Source organism: Methanoregula sp., assembly GCA_041645435.1.
GTDB lineage: Archaea > Halobacteriota > Methanomicrobia > Methanomicrobiales > Methanospirillaceae > Methanoregula.
Genome location: JBAZQB010000002.1, coordinates 467,568 through 481,543, shown reverse-complemented (window position 1 = coordinate 481,543; position 13,976 = coordinate 467,568). Strand labels below are relative to the sequence as shown.

General features: G+C 50.1%; 17 protein-coding genes. 8 read left to right on the top strand and 9 right to left on the bottom strand.

The genetic code is table 11. The annotated features are described in order from the left end of the window. Positions 1-300 precede the first annotated feature (300 nt). The 3 genes from WC593_05970 to WC593_05960 all read left to right on the top strand — a co-directional run bounded on the left by WC593_05970 (position 301) and on the right by WC593_05960 (position 1,906). Positions 301-909 carry a response regulator receiver protein gene (locus WC593_05970; GenBank protein ID MFA4824688.1) on the top strand — a complete coding sequence of 203 codons (609 nt, stop codon included), beginning with the start codon at positions 301-303 and terminating at the stop codon, positions 907-909. Positions 910-1,019: 110 nt separating this feature from the next. Further along, positions 1,020-1,682: a metal-dependent hydrolase gene (locus WC593_05965; protein MFA4824687.1), complete on the top strand. Its 663-nt coding sequence runs from the start codon at positions 1,020-1,022 to the stop codon at positions 1,680-1,682. A gap of 98 nt (positions 1,683-1,780) precedes the next feature. Then, positions 1,781-1,906 carry a hypothetical protein gene (locus WC593_05960; GenBank protein ID MFA4824686.1) on the top strand — a complete coding sequence of 42 codons (126 nt, stop codon included), beginning with the start codon at positions 1,781-1,783 and terminating at the stop codon, positions 1,904-1,906. Positions 1,907-1,945: 39 nt separating this feature from the next. Here WC593_05960 and WC593_05955 read toward each other — a convergent pair whose 3' ends face one another. Next, entirely contained in the window at positions 1,946-2,593 is a 648-nt protein-coding gene (locus tag WC593_05955) for a TMEM175 family protein (protein ID MFA4824685.1), read from the bottom strand. A 112-nt stretch (positions 2,594-2,705) separates the two neighbouring features. On the opposite strand from WC593_05955, the gene WC593_05950 reads away from it, so the two are divergent. After that, complete coding sequence (locus WC593_05950) at positions 2,706-3,668, top strand: PEGA domain-containing protein (protein MFA4824684.1); 963 nt, start codon at positions 2,706-2,708, stop codon at positions 3,666-3,668. A gap of 103 nt (positions 3,669-3,771) precedes the next feature. After that, a complete protein-coding gene (locus tag WC593_05945) occupies positions 3,772-3,981 on the top strand; it encodes a hypothetical protein (GenBank protein ID MFA4824683.1) in 210 nt (69 codons plus the stop codon). Positions 3,982-4,164: 183 nt separating this feature from the next. Here the strand turns inward: WC593_05945 and WC593_05940 are convergent, their stop codons facing one another. After that, positions 4,165-4,830: a nitroreductase family protein gene (locus WC593_05940; protein ID MFA4824682.1), complete on the bottom strand. Its 666-nt coding sequence runs from the start codon at positions 4,828-4,830 to the stop codon at positions 4,165-4,167. A 166-nt stretch (positions 4,831-4,996) separates the two neighbouring features. Between WC593_05940 and WC593_05935 the strand changes: the two genes are divergently transcribed. Beyond that, positions 4,997-5,680 carry a metal-dependent hydrolase gene (locus WC593_05935; protein MFA4824681.1) on the top strand — a complete coding sequence of 228 codons (684 nt, stop codon included), beginning with the start codon at positions 4,997-4,999 and terminating at the stop codon, positions 5,678-5,680. Positions 5,681-5,732: 52 nt separating this feature from the next. On the opposite strand, the gene WC593_05930 is transcribed toward WC593_05935, so the two are convergent. Together WC593_05930 and WC593_05925 are read right to left on the bottom strand one after the other, a co-directional pair. Next, complete coding sequence (locus WC593_05930; protein ID MFA4824680.1) at positions 5,733-6,329, bottom strand: FkbM family methyltransferase; 597 nt, start codon at positions 6,327-6,329, stop codon at positions 5,733-5,735. A 27-nt stretch (positions 6,330-6,356) separates the two neighbouring features. Continuing rightward, a complete protein-coding gene (locus WC593_05925; GenBank protein MFA4824679.1) occupies positions 6,357-7,199 on the bottom strand; it encodes a pirin family protein in 843 nt (280 codons plus the stop codon). Between the two features lie 119 nt (positions 7,200-7,318). Here WC593_05925 and WC593_05920 point away from each other — a divergent pair, with 119 nt between their 5' ends. Further along, positions 7,319-8,125, top strand: coding sequence for an RsmD family RNA methyltransferase (locus WC593_05920; protein MFA4824678.1), 807 nt, complete (start codon positions 7,319-7,321; stop codon positions 8,123-8,125). Here the strand turns inward: WC593_05920 and WC593_05915 are convergent. The 5 genes from WC593_05915 to WC593_05895 all read right to left on the bottom strand — a co-directional run bounded on the left by WC593_05915 (position 8,107) and on the right by WC593_05895 (position 11,712). After that, positions 8,107-9,174, bottom strand: coding sequence for a class I SAM-dependent methyltransferase (locus WC593_05915; GenBank protein MFA4824677.1), 1,068 nt, complete (start codon positions 9,172-9,174; stop codon positions 8,107-8,109). The two genes, WC593_05920 and WC593_05915, sit on opposite strands and share 19 nt — an antisense overlap. 274 nt (positions 9,175-9,448) lie before the next feature. Beyond that, positions 9,449-9,961, bottom strand: a complete 513-nt coding sequence (locus tag WC593_05910) for a DUF6790 family protein (GenBank protein MFA4824676.1) — start codon at positions 9,959-9,961, stop codon at positions 9,449-9,451. 98 nt (positions 9,962-10,059) lie between these two features. Then, on the bottom strand, positions 10,060-10,650 hold the full coding sequence (locus tag WC593_05905; protein MFA4824675.1) for an acetate uptake transporter: 591 nt from the start codon (positions 10,648-10,650) through the stop codon (positions 10,060-10,062). 368 nt (positions 10,651-11,018) lie between these two features. Next, positions 11,019-11,243, bottom strand: coding sequence for a helix-turn-helix transcriptional regulator (locus WC593_05900; GenBank protein ID MFA4824674.1), 225 nt, complete (start codon positions 11,241-11,243; stop codon positions 11,019-11,021). 124 nt (positions 11,244-11,367) lie between these two features. Then, positions 11,368-11,712 (bottom strand): hypothetical protein, encoded by a 345-nt coding sequence (locus WC593_05895; GenBank protein ID MFA4824673.1) that lies wholly within the window; start codon positions 11,710-11,712, stop codon positions 11,368-11,370. 222 nt (positions 11,713-11,934) lie between these two features. Between WC593_05895 and WC593_05890 the strand changes: the two genes are divergently transcribed. Next, entirely contained in the window at positions 11,935-13,857 is a 1,923-nt protein-coding gene (locus WC593_05890) for an agmatine deiminase family protein (protein MFA4824672.1), read from the top strand. Positions 13,858-13,976: the final 119 nt, after the last annotated feature.

Below are 13,976 nucleotides of genomic sequence, written 5' to 3'. Positions count from 1 at the left end.
CAAAAAGACTCTCTTCCATCCCTCTTCCCGTTTTCATCATTTTCAGAAACATGCCCACGTGCTGCGGGTAGGTTAACCGATGAATGTTCCATGCATCATCCGGGAACCGGGTATTCTGGATTTATATGAAAATATCAATAAAAATTGCACGTCATATTAAGCGATTTGCACGCGAACCAGCGCCACTGATAGTGCACATTCAAACACCAATTTAAAGGTCTTTTGGTCAAACAACGCATAAAGATAGCATTAAATAGTTCACGAAGTATTGTATATCCTAATCCCAATACGGGGTATGCAATGACCGAAGACAAACGCAAGGCACAGCTCTTAAAACTCTTCAGCTCCATGTCGGGCAAGACCAAGATCGTCGAGCCGATGAAAAATATCCATGGTACCTTGAGAGACAGCGACGCGATCGAACGCGAGGTCGCTCTCGTGATGAGAGAGATCACGGAACAGGGAATCTTCAAGACCTCATTAAAACCGATCCAACTTGCAAAACTCGTCACGTTATTCTATGCTGGCAAAAATGATACAGAAATCGCCAGAGAACTGGGTGACGAGAAGCTGTCAAAGACAGTTGCACGAGCAAGGGTTCGGCTCAAGCTCTTCCGCGAGCTTGACTTCAAGATGCCCTTTGACAAAGTGAAGATGGAAGAACTGATCACGTCCGGCAAGACCATGAAGGAGGTATCAGAGGACCTTGGAGTAAGCCCTTCAACGCTCCGCGAATACCGCCATGTGATCGAAGAGCAGGAAGACCCGACGATTGATCCGTATATCGATCGCATCCGGGATGTTATGGAAGACCGCGATCTTTCCGAACAGATGACCCGGAGCGCAACTGCGGACAGTCTTGGAGACTCTATCGATATCACCGAAGCTGAACTGATAGATGTGACGTAAAGGACACATCCTTTACCATCATCAATCCTTTTTTTAGCCATGGTGCGCTCTCTTTGTTCCTGCCTTTTACAAATGGCAAATTTCATCCGATGAGCAGCAGATCTGCATATATGCAACTCACCTGGCTCGGGCATTCGTGCGTGCTGCTTACCGGTTCAAAAAAAGTGCTCATCGATCCCTTTACTGAAGGCAGCAGCGTCCTTAGCACGAATCCGGATATTGTCGCAGTCACGCATGGCCATGCAGATCACCTGGGAGAGACCGTTGCCCTCAACCGCAAGACCGTTGCAATAACCGAGATAGGAAAATACCTCAAAACAAAGGGAATTCCGGTTGAGAGTATGAATATCGGGGGCACTATTATCGTTGACGGGGTGTCTTTTACCATGACTGCCGCGGTGCACTCGACCGCAATCGAAGAGGCAGGACCGGGTTTTTCTGCCGGGGCTGCCGCAGGATTTGTTATCGGCATGGATGGCATAAAGATCTACCATGCGGGGGACACCGCGCTCTTTTCAGATATGAAACTCATCGGGGATTTGTATCACCCGGACATCGCACTCCTCCCGATTGGCGGACGCTTCACCATGGGCACGGCAGAAGCGATGATCGCAGCGAATTTCATCGGCGCTAAAACGGTCATCCCGATCCATTACAATACCTGGGACAGGATCGCTGCTGACCCTCTACCCTTCAAGAAGGCGATCGAGCGGACAACCGATATTAAAGTACTGGTGTTAAAACCCGGAGATAATCTTAATGTCACTGCCTGATTTTTGTTCCTGCACGACAAGTAAGAAAAACGCTGATAATTTTTTAACCTTACATAGAACAGTATCTCACCAGTCTTTTAACACAGACTCGATTTTTTATGTCTAACTGCCCGAAGTGTGGATCAAAAAATACCGAATGGACCGACTGTAAGACAGTCAACAACAAGACGATAGTTGTCTGTGTCTGCAATGACTGTAAGCACACGTGGGAGCAGGCGCTCTAGTACTACTGGTGACAAAGATCCTCTATTCAACGGGTATTTTCATACCACTCCTTCCCGTATCCTGCGGTTTCTGGCAATATACCGGGATACCGCGATAGAAACGAACGGGGACAGGAGGTAGATCATCGTGCTTTCCTGCCATCCTGAAAGTGCCAGGATCACGCCAACCAATGATAAAAACGGGATTTTGAGGTTCTGTAAAAGTCCTTCCTGTACCTTTGATTCGGGATACTTTGGGGAGATGAGCTTGCGGTTATGGGCTACATAATACCATTGCACAAACATCATCAGGCCAAGCACCATGAGATTGAGTTCAAAGACAATGGATGCAAGGGTATCCGGATAATCCCCCACAAAACTTGTAGTGAACGGAACGAGCGTAACAAAAAACAGGCCGATAATATTTAACGTAAGGAAAGGACGGGTAATGAACCGGATCTGGTTGAACTGGATATGGTGAGCGGTCCAGAACGCAGCGAGAATAAAGAACGCGATCACATAATGGATGAAATCCGGTATCAGCAGGGTCAGGGCTCCTGCCGCGGTAAGAGCAGGTGCATCAGCGGTATGGGGCAGGATCATGCTGGTGACAAGCAGGGTCATTGCAAACGCAAAGACCCCATCGGTGAGGGCTTCGATCCGGTTCTTTCCTAAGAAGTGGAAATCTTCTGGCTCTTGTTCGTTCATGTTCCCGGTTCCTTATCAGCGCTTGAACCCCGCAGGGTATAAACTGTGGGGATCGGTAATTCCTCACAACCCAAAGACTAAAGGAGGTTCTGGAACATAAACGGCAGTACATATGCAGAGTCATCACCCGGCTTTCATGTCCTGTATACTAACACTTACATGTATCCTGCTTATCTCCGGGGCATCGGCTGCACCGGTAATACAGGCATCCGTTGGGGATATCATCCCGCTCTCAGGCTATTCCTACGGGAGCCAGAACGTGTATCTTTTCCTGACCGGGCCTAATCTCCCGGTCAACGGGGTTGCGCTGAATGATATCTCGAAACGTGCTGACCAGGGAGGATTTACCGTCGTGCAGGTTGATGGCAATGACCACTGGAGCTACAAATGGGGAACGGCTAACATCGGGGGGCGGCTCGATGAAGGTACCTACACGATCTGGGTAGTAAATGGCCCCAATGACCGGTCTCATTTAAGCCAAGCCGATTACAGCACGATCGCGGTCACCCTGGGAAAACCCTCGATCTCTATCGATACACCCCGGCAATCCGGTTCCATGGATCTTCGCTCAGTCCCTGATGGGGCATCCGTAATGATGGGTGAAAAATACCAGGGAAAGACACCCCTAACCATTTCGGATCTCGCGCCCGGGACCTATGATGTCGTCTTCTCGCAGTTCGGGTACCAGAAGTTTTCGACGCGGGTGCCGGTAGAAGCGGGCAGGATCACTGAAGTGACCGCAACACTGGTGCCAGATACAGGTGCGATTGCGATCACCTCTGTCCCTGTGGGTGCAACGGTACTGGTGGATGGAAAGAATACCGGTGTGGCACCAGTCACCGCCGGGAATCTCACTTTGGGGAATCACACGGTCGCAGTATCCCTGGATGGCTACACATCAGTACAACAGACCGTGGAAGTCATCCCGGGACAGATCCAGCCGGTCACTATCGGGCTATTCCCCGTTCCCCTGCAAAAAACCGAGACAACACATGCAGCAGGTACTGCCGCAGCACCCCAGATCGCAGGATTTGTGGCTATATTGCTTCTCATCCAGTATATTCGCAGAAAATAAGGAAAGTGCTTATCTTAACCGGATAGAATGGCGTGAAACCGGAGTCTGTTGAACGCATGGTAGTTTATATCAAAGAATGGGCAACCGGAAAGGGAGAATCTGTATGAGTGCGAGTATGTTTGAGATCCTGATGGCAGTTGCACTTGGCGCCATTGCCGGGACGGGAATTGGCCTGTTTATCGGGTTTGTGGGAAAACAACAGGGAAGTGAGTGGTCTGCCATGACCCGAAAAGAAAAAAGCATCAATATCGCACTCGTTCTCTTTTTTTCTGCGGTGTGCATTGCGGGACTGGCGTGGTATATGTTCGCGTGAACCCGGCCAATGGTTAAAATAAGTCCTATCGCTTCTTTCAGGGAAGTTATCAATAAATGAGCGGGTTGTCAGAATGCATCAATAATTTGTTGATGGGGGCTGATGCCCCTATACCCCCACCAAATGACGATGAGCCCCACTCATCGGACAAAAAAACAAGAATTTTTTTTAAAGGCCAATGGATTATTCCAGCCACCGGGTTACATCTTCAACGGGGGGACGGATCGAGGGGGAGAGCTCATCTGCCGGGTATCCGACAGCACAACCCATCAGTTCCCATTCACCCACAGGAATTCCCAGTATTTTACAGAACTCTGAATTTTCCGACATCTGTGACGTAATGGAAACCAGCTGGAATCCCAGTTCAAGGGCTGTTGCTTTCAGCCACATATTCTCCAGGCAGTGCGCAAGCGACTGTTGTTCCACCGGTGGAAACCCTTTGCGCTCGGCAACCACGATGTAATACGGGGCATTGCCCACACCGGGGACCCGTTCCATCTTCCGTATCATGCCAAGACGCTGGACAAAAGTGACTGCCCTCTGGCGGAGCACCGGGTTCGTTTCCATATCCTTCTCCAGTTGGTCCGACATGACATTTACCTGATTCATAACCAGGGGGATTGCCGCGTTCAGGCTCTGCGCTCCCTTCTTCATGACAAAGAAACGCCGGAAATAATCCTTCGATCCTCCTACGGCTGCCGCAGCATACGGGGCAAGCAGCCCGGCATGGATGATACGGCGTATCGCGTCCTCTTCGGGATACTCAGGCCTGAACATCCGGTAGGAGCGGCGGTCTGCGAGAATCTGGTCGAGGTGCATATTTTTCTGTTCGAAAATATCGTCGCACATACAAATTTCCTGTCAAGGGTGTTTGCAGGGCAGGCTCTTGAATGTTGCCGATCGGGAATTGTACCGGGTACCTGCATCAACCTGTGCCGGATACCCTCATAGAGAAATCTTACGTGAAGCATATTACTCCACCAGTTTATATGCCGGTGCGTCGCATTTTTCGTATATGTTTTTGTTCGCCCATCTGGTCAGCGGTCTCCTGCTTGGATTAGGTTTCTGCTGCCTGACCCATGATCGGCGGATAATTTCCCTCTGTATCGTAGCGTCCCTAATCCCGGATCTTATTGATAAACCGTTAACGCTCATCAGCCCTGCACTAAGTAGTGGGAGAACGATCTTTCATGCCCTGTTTATAATTCTCATCCTTGCAATTATCGCGCTCGTTATGGTACGAAACCGGTACCGGGTATATGGCATAGCGGTCGCATGCTGCATTTTTGTCCACCAGTTACTCGATACCATGTGGCTGCTTCCCTCCACATGGGCGTATCCGTTGTTCGGCCCGTTCCCTCTGGTCACTCCGCCGGATTATGCAGGCGTTTATCTCTGGATTGAACTAACAACACCATCAGAATGGATCTTTTTACTCGTCACCGTAGTGATAATGTACAGGCTTTTCTCAACCGGACAAGATATACCGGATAACACGCATCCCCTCTGGATGGGGACTATCGTCCTGCTCGCCGGTATGGGCATTCTGATGACTGGCGCAGGCATTTTTGGTGCACACAATACCTTTTTTGCTCCAACCTACTCTGCAGTGACAACAGGTATGGCCGGCATCCTGGCATTAGCGGGTGCAGCAGTTATGGTGCAATGGCACCGGTTAACGCCCTGTTACCGGAAATGATATCCAAGTGGATCAGGTATACGACCAGTAAAACAGCCCGATCATAGCGTTTTTAGTTCCGCACGGCATGCAGAACACCCATCACACCGAGTGCCGCATGAACGGGTTTTCTCTCGATCTCAAAATCATAATACCGGCTGATATAGTCGAGGAGCGCCGGGTTCGGGCGTCCTCCGATCGGTGGCTGGTGCAGTTCCATCTCAATCCTTCTTACACCTGCGAGTTCCTTGGGATTGATCAGCCACTCTGCGCCCTCACAATCACATTTTAAAAAATCACAGCCACCAGCCAGTTCAAGGATCATACTGAGTGTGTATGTGGGGGTAATAACCCGGCGTTCATCCCAACAAACTTCAGCGGGTTTCCCGTCTCCCAACGCACCATTTATCACCTGAACGGAAACGCTGTTTGCCCGGATATTATTGTTGAGCAATGCGGCAGTCACCGGCTCAATGGCAGTCACCGTACGGGATCTGCGGGCAGCCCTGATACAGAACGCACCGACATTTGCTCCGATATCCACAACGATATCTTCGGGGCTGATATCATTGAACCGGTACTCGTTGACTTCGGTGATCTGGCGAAAGGGTGCATCCCGTGACAGAAATGTTACCGGTTCATCTTCAGGCAGAAAAGGGGAGGGATACATAACAGCTGCGCCTTTGTATCCCGTATATTACGCATTCTTTTTGATAAAGGTCCCCTCATCAAATTCCCTGAAAGCCTGACGGAGCTCCTCGTGCGTATTCATCACGATCGGTCCGCGCCATGCAACCGGCTCGCGGATCGGTTTTCCTGCAATGAGGAGGAAACGGAAGCCTTTGCCATACGATCGCGCCCAGATTGAACTCCCGTCAGTAAACAGGATCAGGTCACGGATGCCGATCCGGTATCCTTCTTCGGCATCAAAGGTACCTTCACCGCTGATCACGTAGGCAAGGGCCGTGTAACCCTCCTTAACCGGATGAGTAAAAAAGGTGTCCGGGCCCAGGGTTATATCGAGATACAAGGGATCGGCCACGATATCTTTCACCGGCCCTTTTGCACCGTTGACCTGTCCGCAGATCACTTTTATATTGACATCCGGATGGGGTGTTGTCATGGGGATATCCGCACTCTTTATTTCCTGGTACCGGGGAGTCATCATCTTATGCGCCCGGGGCAGGTTAACCCAGAGCTGGAACCCGCCCATACGGCCGTTTACCGGTTTTGGCATCTCTGAATGGATAATGCCCGATCCCGCAGTCATCCACTGGACATCCCCGGCATTGACACTGCCGGCATTTCCCATACTGTCAGCATGTTCAATGCTTCCGTTGAGCATGTACGTGACCGTTTCGATACCCCGGTGCGGGTGGGTGGGGAACCCGGCAAGGTAATCTTTCGGGCGGGTTGAACGGAAATCATCCAGCATCAGGAACGGATCAAACTGGGGAACCTCGTAATACCCGAACGCCCGATGCAGCCGGACACCGGCTCCTTCCACCGTTGCATACGCTGAAAGGATTCTTTCAACCATCCGCACCCGTGTCATAAGAGAGGAACTGGAAGTAATGACTAATTAAGGTATGGGTCAGAGAAACAAAGGATCAACATGGATCGCGTTTATGGGAACTGCACGCTTACATAACGGTAAGCATGGGGTTGAAAGAACAGTTGGCCGGGATCATTCCTGATAAAGACCTTTGTCACATCACCAATCATTTCGATGTCGTAGGTGATGTCGCCATCATTTCAATCCCCGATGAGCTTTCGGACTATAAACCGCTCATTGCCCGGGAGATCATCTCCCACCGTAAAAACATCTATACCGTACTCAACAAGATTGCAAAAGTAGCGGGAGATACGAGGGCGGCGGGTTATGAGATCCTTGCGGGGGATACAACCGTTACCCTTCACGGTGAGTTTGGCTTTGCTTACCGGCTTGATGTGAGAACGGTTTTTTTTAATACCCGTCTTGCGTACGAGCGGATGCGGGTCATCGATCAGGTGGAGAGTGGTGAACGGGTTTTTGTACCGTTCTGCGGGGTAGGACCGTTTGCCATTCCTGCAGCAGCAAAAGGGGCACAGGTCGTAGCGGTTGAGCAGAATCCTGATGCATATCTCTGGCTTGAGGAAAATGTCAGTCTTAACAAGGTACGAAAAAATATCACCACCATCCACGGGGATGCTTTCGATATCGGTATGCTCCCGCACCGGCAGTTCGACCGGATTATCATCCCGGCACCCTATGGTATGGACAGGATCCTTGACATCCTCTCACCGCTCGCCGTGCATGGGGGGATGATTCATTTCTACACATTCAAAACCCGGAACGAGATTCCTGTCCTGATCGAAGAGTATGTACAGAAAGGGTTTGATATCACCTATTACAACACCTGCGGTAATGTTGCACCCGGCGTGAGCCGCTGGGTGTTCGACCTGGTTTATTCGCCCCGCCCGTAGTGCATGGTAAACAGGGCTATATACTCATCCGCATAACAGGCAGAGTCGCACTGAAGCAAAAATTCCGGTCCCAGCACGGTCCTGAAAAGGTCATTCCACTGGGAGCGGAGCATATGATAATCAGTCCTCTCGCCTCTCGGCTGCGTCAGGATGGATACCAGTTCGGTCATGAGAAAGGAATCCACGCAATCCGTTACCACGTCAAGCGGTGCGTCGTGGGCAAAGACAAAGTCGATGATCCGCCCGTAGGACTGGTACACTGAGAATGCCAGATCCGGGGAGAACACTTCTGGCGTGTCATTATTTGCATCCATCTCGAAGAGCACGAAGTGATCGATCCATGGTTTGAGCCGGGCGAGATGAACACGTTTGTCTTCAACAGGCATGTGGTGGTAGGCAAGCGAAGAAAACGCGATGTCATAATGGTGCTGTATTCCTGCTGAGCAATCCTGAATGCGTGCATTTTCCGTAGTGATGGTGGTGCCCGGAAATGCATCTCCGACAGTCTTTTTTGCAAGCCCAATCATGGCTGGAGATGAGTCCACGAGATGGATTTCTGAAAGGTCGCTTACTTTTCCGGACTCCATCAGCTGAGTAAGGAGCATCACGGTCAGAGCCCCGTCCCCGCACCCGATGTCCATAAAACGCACGGGTTTATCAATACTGGGCAGGGTATGGGCGCACTGGCGCACCAGCTGTTTTCGTGCGGCCTTCATGATCGGCACATTCGAGAAATGTACAAACGGCCGTGGATCTTCAAACGCAACCGCGGGTTTGATCATTTTTCCCTTATGCCGCTGTAAAAAACCCATAAGGAACGTAGAAGAGAACAGACCATCCTCCTCGCACATCGTACCCGCTTCGAGCCATTCGACACAGCGACGATCATGTCCCTGTGCCGCGAGCAGGGTGCCTATGTAAAAACAGAATGCAGAGAACAGGTTTTTACGAATTTTCAATTCATATATCTCAGGTTTTGCGCCATTCTGTACGATCTCTTTGGCATACTGAGCCCACTTTGTTTTTTCCTGAAGTGAAAGAAAGAGCATGGATCACTACCACTTTTCCGATTCGTTTGTCTGTTTGTTTATCGTAACTGACAAAAATAATGATTGTTATGGGTTATAATCGGCAACAATGGTTCAACAAAGATAGAACTGGTTATGACGCGGTAAAAAAAAGGTCGCGGTTGGACCATCATGGCTCCACCATACGACAAACATCACCTTTGCCGGAACCAGTGTCCTCCATTATACACCATATCATCTTTCACATCTTTTTAAAAGGGATTTTGAAGGTTCATCATCAGAAATAACGGGCTTTTTATCGTAATGTGTGAATGTCAGCCTTCTCTTTATGGTAGAGCAGGTAAAGTGCCGCAAGGAGGATTGGGAACAGGAGATCAACCCATAACACCCCGCCGATATTATTGGGAGACACATCCCCGTGTGCAATAAACTCGTACACGTGGCCGAGACCGGCACCGAAAAGGAACAATCCTCCCCCGATGATCGTTGCAAGCCAGAAATGATCCCGGTATTTCAGGCAGAGGATACCAACAATACCGATCGATGCATCCCATATGCCTACTTCCCGCTGGAAGGGGCTGCCGGTTGCCCAGCCGATGGATTGAGCTACCTGATCAGCAAAGAGCAGGTGGGCAATTCCCCCCCAGAGCAGGGATAATCCGAGTCCGCAGACGAGCTGCCACATCAGTATGATCTCCAGTTTCCGGTGGGTGTCCGCGGTTTTTTTCTCTTTGTTTATGTGTACCAGGGCAACTATTGCCCCCAGCAACGGAAATACAAGCGCCCAGAGAATTTCCATAAGACTCATAGTACGGATCTTTTGCCGGGGGATAATTTAACACCTGTTATCCGTCAGAGGAAATACCCGGAACAGATACGATTGCAGTTTCGTGAGTTAAAAAAAGATTATACCGGTAGAACCCGGCTGCCATAAATCTCGTTGATAACCTGCCCAAGTCCCATGTAAAGCGCGAGCAGACCGGCAGCAAGCCCGGCGAATCCACCGAGGTTGAGGATAAGGGGGCTTCCCGTGAGTTGCGCTGCAACAAGCAACACCGCAAGGAGCAGGACCATAAAGAGGGTGAATGCCAGTAACCTGTGCATCTTCAAGGTGCAGATAAACAGACCGAAGATGAGAAGCGTCCAGACGCCAAGGAATGCGGCGAGGTCAACCGGGCCGGGCGCTTTTGCAAGACCCAGTGCGGGAAGCATCATCATCGCGGCAAACGAGATCCAGAAAAATCCGAAACTGCCAAACGTGAGCATGCCAAACGAGTTGTTCTTCTTCCACTCCATCAGTCCGACAATCACCTGTGCAAGTCCGCCATAGAAGATCGCCATTGCAAGAATGGGGCTACCAAGGGGGGTGAATCCGGCATTGTGGAGACTGAGTAAGATCGTGGTCAGACCAAATGCACACAGTCCCAGCGGTGCCGGGTTAGCTGAATTATCCATCAGGAACAGGTTGTTCCTGTTTTTTTCTTCGATATGTTCCATTTTATCATCTCTTTGAATTCTCTGGTGCATATCCCATTTCTGATTGCACACCGGATCTGGTCGCCAGCAATGCAATATCCGGCAACAATGGATCCCTGTGCACCATCGAAAAGAGGTGATACAGCAGCCAATGTGGTGCACACATCCGGTGAAACGTGTACTACTATGTACGGTTGGGGTGAACACATTTAAACAATTCGCACCACATTTGACACAATATTGAGAGTTTGCGCACCACATTGATATTTAGACCCTATTTTATTCACCACAAAAAGGTCCGGAAAAGGGAATTTATTGTCTGAAAAACATACCAGAAAGGCCCAGTTAACCGGGTAAAACAAGCGGGTATGATTTCCGGATTCTTACAGTTAATCCTCGAACTGCGGCTTATCCTCTCCCTCATAATTGCGGATAAATATTTTCTCAACAGGTACACCAAACAACTCCGAGATACGGAAGGCAAGATCCAAGGAGGGATCGTATTTTCCTTTCTCTATAGCAAGGATAGTCTGCCGGGTCACTGCCAGTTTGTCAGCCAGGGCTTCCTGGGTAAGATCGTGGAGTGCCCGGTAGACCTTGATCCGGTTCTTCATCCTGCCCGATACCTCGCGTTGTTTTTTATTATTGAGGCTAGAATCATCATGGAGTTGCGTTTTTTTACAAGCACTGCCTCGAAACGATCTTGGCAGGGTCCACGTCGACCATATTCCCGTTCCTTCAGAGGGTATAGAAGATAATAATCGCAAGGGTCATGACCACAATCAATGCACTCCACAAGGCCGGATTATTTATCTTCCGTGAATGTCGCTCATGGATTGCGACAGGATACACCAGAGAAAAACCCGTGTAGATTCCTATGTAGACGACAATATCCGGTAAAAGCCTGCTTTCAGGAATATGGATAATATTTTTTAACACGATCACCAGTGCTACAAGACAGGCCCCTGCCGTGAGGGCAAAACGGATTCTCCCGTCTCCAAGACTATGACCGATACCCGGTTCTTCATTTTCACGTTCCGGGGAGAACGTGGAAACTGATGATGAACAGGTTCGTTTAATCATACATGTGCAACTCCACGTAAGGATAGTGAATGTAAACTATCCTTTACATTTTAAAAAGTATCTTTAACTTTTTGGAATATATATTTTACTAATTCAAGATAGGATTGCAATTAGAACGCTCCTTGGTCCGGATATCAAAAGCCCCATGGGAGACCAGAGTCAGCACGCGATCTTTGGATAGCATGATATCCCAGTAAAAAAAACCCGTATAGCACGAAGAGTATGCAGCAGGGAACAGTAATTATCGGGCTCATCCAGATGGCCGTAGGAAACGACCCGGAATTGATGCTGAAAAAGGCGCAGCAGAAGGTAGAGCTGGCAGCACAAGCAGGTGCAAACATCATCTGCCTTCCCGAACTGTTCAAATCCCGTTATTTCCCGCAGCATATCGGTGTCGATGCGTCAGCACTTGCAGAGACTGTTCCCGGTGCATCAACCAACATGTTTTCAGAGATTGCCCGGGCACACAATGTCGTTATCATCGTCCCGCTCTACGAGAAAACGCCCGATGGCCGGTTCTATAACACTGCTGTAGTAATCGATGCCGATGGCACGCTCCATGCCCCTTATCACAAGGTACACATTCCCCAGGATCCCGGATTCTTTGAGAAAGGATATTTCTATCCGGGCGACGGTTACCGGGTGTTTGATACACGGTACGGGCGTATCGCGGTTCTTATATGTTTTGACCAGTGGTTCCCGGAGGCAGCACGATCTGTTGCACTGGACGGAGCGGAGATCATCTTCTACCCGACTGCGATTGGGCATCCCGGTGGCGATGAGCCGGTTGAAGGAAACTGGCAGGAAGCATGGGAACTGATCCAGCGGAGTCATGCCGTGGCAAACAGTATCCATATCGCCGCAGTGAACAGGTCTGGACAGGAGGAGAAGTGCCGTTTCTTCGGCGGATCATTTGTCTGCGATGCGTTCGGTAAGATACTGGCAAAGGCGGGTGATGGTGAAGAGACCGTGATCGTATCTCTCGATCTCTCAATGAATCAAACAGTCCAGGACTCATGGGGATTTTTCCGGAACCGTCGTCCGGATACCTACGGACGGATAGGCGTTGCTTTCGCGGGAGAGAGTGGTGCTTTTCCCGCACTCAGGGAAGGAGATACTCCCCGTAACCGGGGATTCCACATGCCGGCAGAATGGGAACCCCATGATGCAGTCTGGCTCTCATGGCCGCACAACACGAATTCCTTTCCCCACCTCAGTGCAGTTGAGGAGGCATACTATGAGTTCATCCAGGCAGTCCATATGTCTGAGCGGGTTGAACTCTTTGTCCCCACTGCTGTCATCCATCGGAAAGTCAGGGCACGGCTCAGGGAATCAGGAACGGATCTCTCCCGAATCACTATCCATACCAGCGAATATTCCGATGTCTGGATCCGGGATTACGGCCCGACATTCTTGGTAAACCGAACCCTGCAGAAGATCGCTATAGTTCACTGGGACTTTAATGCATGGGGCGGAAAATACGAAGACCAGATCCGGGATGGCAGGATTCCGCTCGCTATCAATCGCAGGCTCTGCCTCCCGCTCTTTACTCCGGGAATGGTGCTGGAGGGTGGATCTATCGACGTAAATGGCAAGGGAACGGTGCTGACAACCCGGGCATGTCTCCTTAATCCCAACCGTAACCCAAGCTTGTCAGCAGATGAGATCGAAGAGCGGCTTAAAGGATACCTTGGTATCGAGAAAGTGATATGGCTCAATGAGGGGGTTGTTGGCGACGATACCGATGGGCATATCGATGATATTGCCCGGTTTGTCGGCCCGTCAACGGTCGTATGCGCTTATGAAACGGATATTACCGATGCAAATTACCCGGCCCTGCATGACAATTACGAAATTCTCCGTCAGTCCAGTGACCAGAGCGGTAAACCCCTCACGGTAGTGAAACTGCCTATGCCCGCTCCTGTGATTGAGGGAGATGAACGTTACCCGGCAAGTTATACCAATTTCTATATCGGGAATTCAGTGGTAATTGTCCCGGTGTTTAAAGATCCGCATGATACCGAAGCACTCCAGACCATCCAGGAGCTCTTTCCCGATCGGAAAGTGATCGGGATCAATGCCGAAGCTATGATCGAAGGATTTGGTACCTTCCACTGCGGAACCCAGCAGCAGCCACGGTTGTGAACTACAGGCAGATACGCTGGGAGAAAAGGGCCCTTCGCTGTTTTATGTGAATGACGCATGTAGTGAGAGGATTACAAAGATGGGGGCTGATGCCCCCATACCCCAAATGCGATGAACGT

Coding starts and splice junctions, on each gene's coding strand:
- WC593_05970 (MFA4824688.1), top strand. CDS start 301: ATGACCGAAGACAAACGCAAGGCACAGCTCTTAAAACTCTTCAGCTCC.
- WC593_05950 (MFA4824684.1), top strand. CDS start 2,706: ATGCAGAGTCATCACCCGGCTTTCATGTCCTGTATACTAACACTTACA.
- WC593_05940 (MFA4824682.1), bottom strand. CDS start 4,830: ATGTGCGACGATATTTTCGAACAGAAAAATATGCACCTCGACCAGATT.
- WC593_05930 (MFA4824680.1), bottom strand. CDS start 6,329: ATGTATCCCTCCCCTTTTCTGCCTGAAGATGAACCGGTAACATTTCTG.
- WC593_05895 (MFA4824673.1), bottom strand. CDS start 11,712: ATGATTAAACGAACCTGTTCATCATCAGTTTCCACGTTCTCCCCGGAA.
- WC593_05955 (MFA4824685.1), bottom strand. CDS start 2,593: ATGAACGAACAAGAGCCAGAAGATTTCCACTTCTTAGGAAAGAACCGG.
- WC593_05910 (MFA4824676.1), bottom strand. CDS start 9,961: ATGAGTCTTATGGAAATTCTCTGGGCGCTTGTATTTCCGTTGCTGGGG.
- WC593_05900 (MFA4824674.1), bottom strand. CDS start 11,243: ATGAAGAACCGGATCAAGGTCTACCGGGCACTCCACGATCTTACCCAG.
- WC593_05925 (MFA4824679.1), bottom strand. CDS start 7,199: ATGGTTGAAAGAATCCTTTCAGCGTATGCAACGGTGGAAGGAGCCGGT.
- WC593_05920 (MFA4824678.1), top strand. CDS start 7,319: ATGGGGTTGAAAGAACAGTTGGCCGGGATCATTCCTGATAAAGACCTT.
- WC593_05890 (MFA4824672.1), top strand. CDS start 11,935: ATGCAGCAGGGAACAGTAATTATCGGGCTCATCCAGATGGCCGTAGGA.
- WC593_05905 (MFA4824675.1), bottom strand. CDS start 10,650: ATGGAACATATCGAAGAAAAAAACAGGAACAACCTGTTCCTGATGGAT.
- WC593_05945 (MFA4824683.1), top strand. CDS start 3,772: ATGAGTGCGAGTATGTTTGAGATCCTGATGGCAGTTGCACTTGGCGCC.
- WC593_05965 (MFA4824687.1), top strand. CDS start 1,020: ATGCAACTCACCTGGCTCGGGCATTCGTGCGTGCTGCTTACCGGTTCA.
- WC593_05960 (MFA4824686.1), top strand. CDS start 1,781: ATGTCTAACTGCCCGAAGTGTGGATCAAAAAATACCGAATGGACCGAC.
- WC593_05915 (MFA4824677.1), bottom strand. CDS start 9,174: ATGCTCTTTCTTTCACTTCAGGAAAAAACAAAGTGGGCTCAGTATGCC.
- WC593_05935 (MFA4824681.1), top strand. CDS start 4,997: ATGTTTTTGTTCGCCCATCTGGTCAGCGGTCTCCTGCTTGGATTAGGT.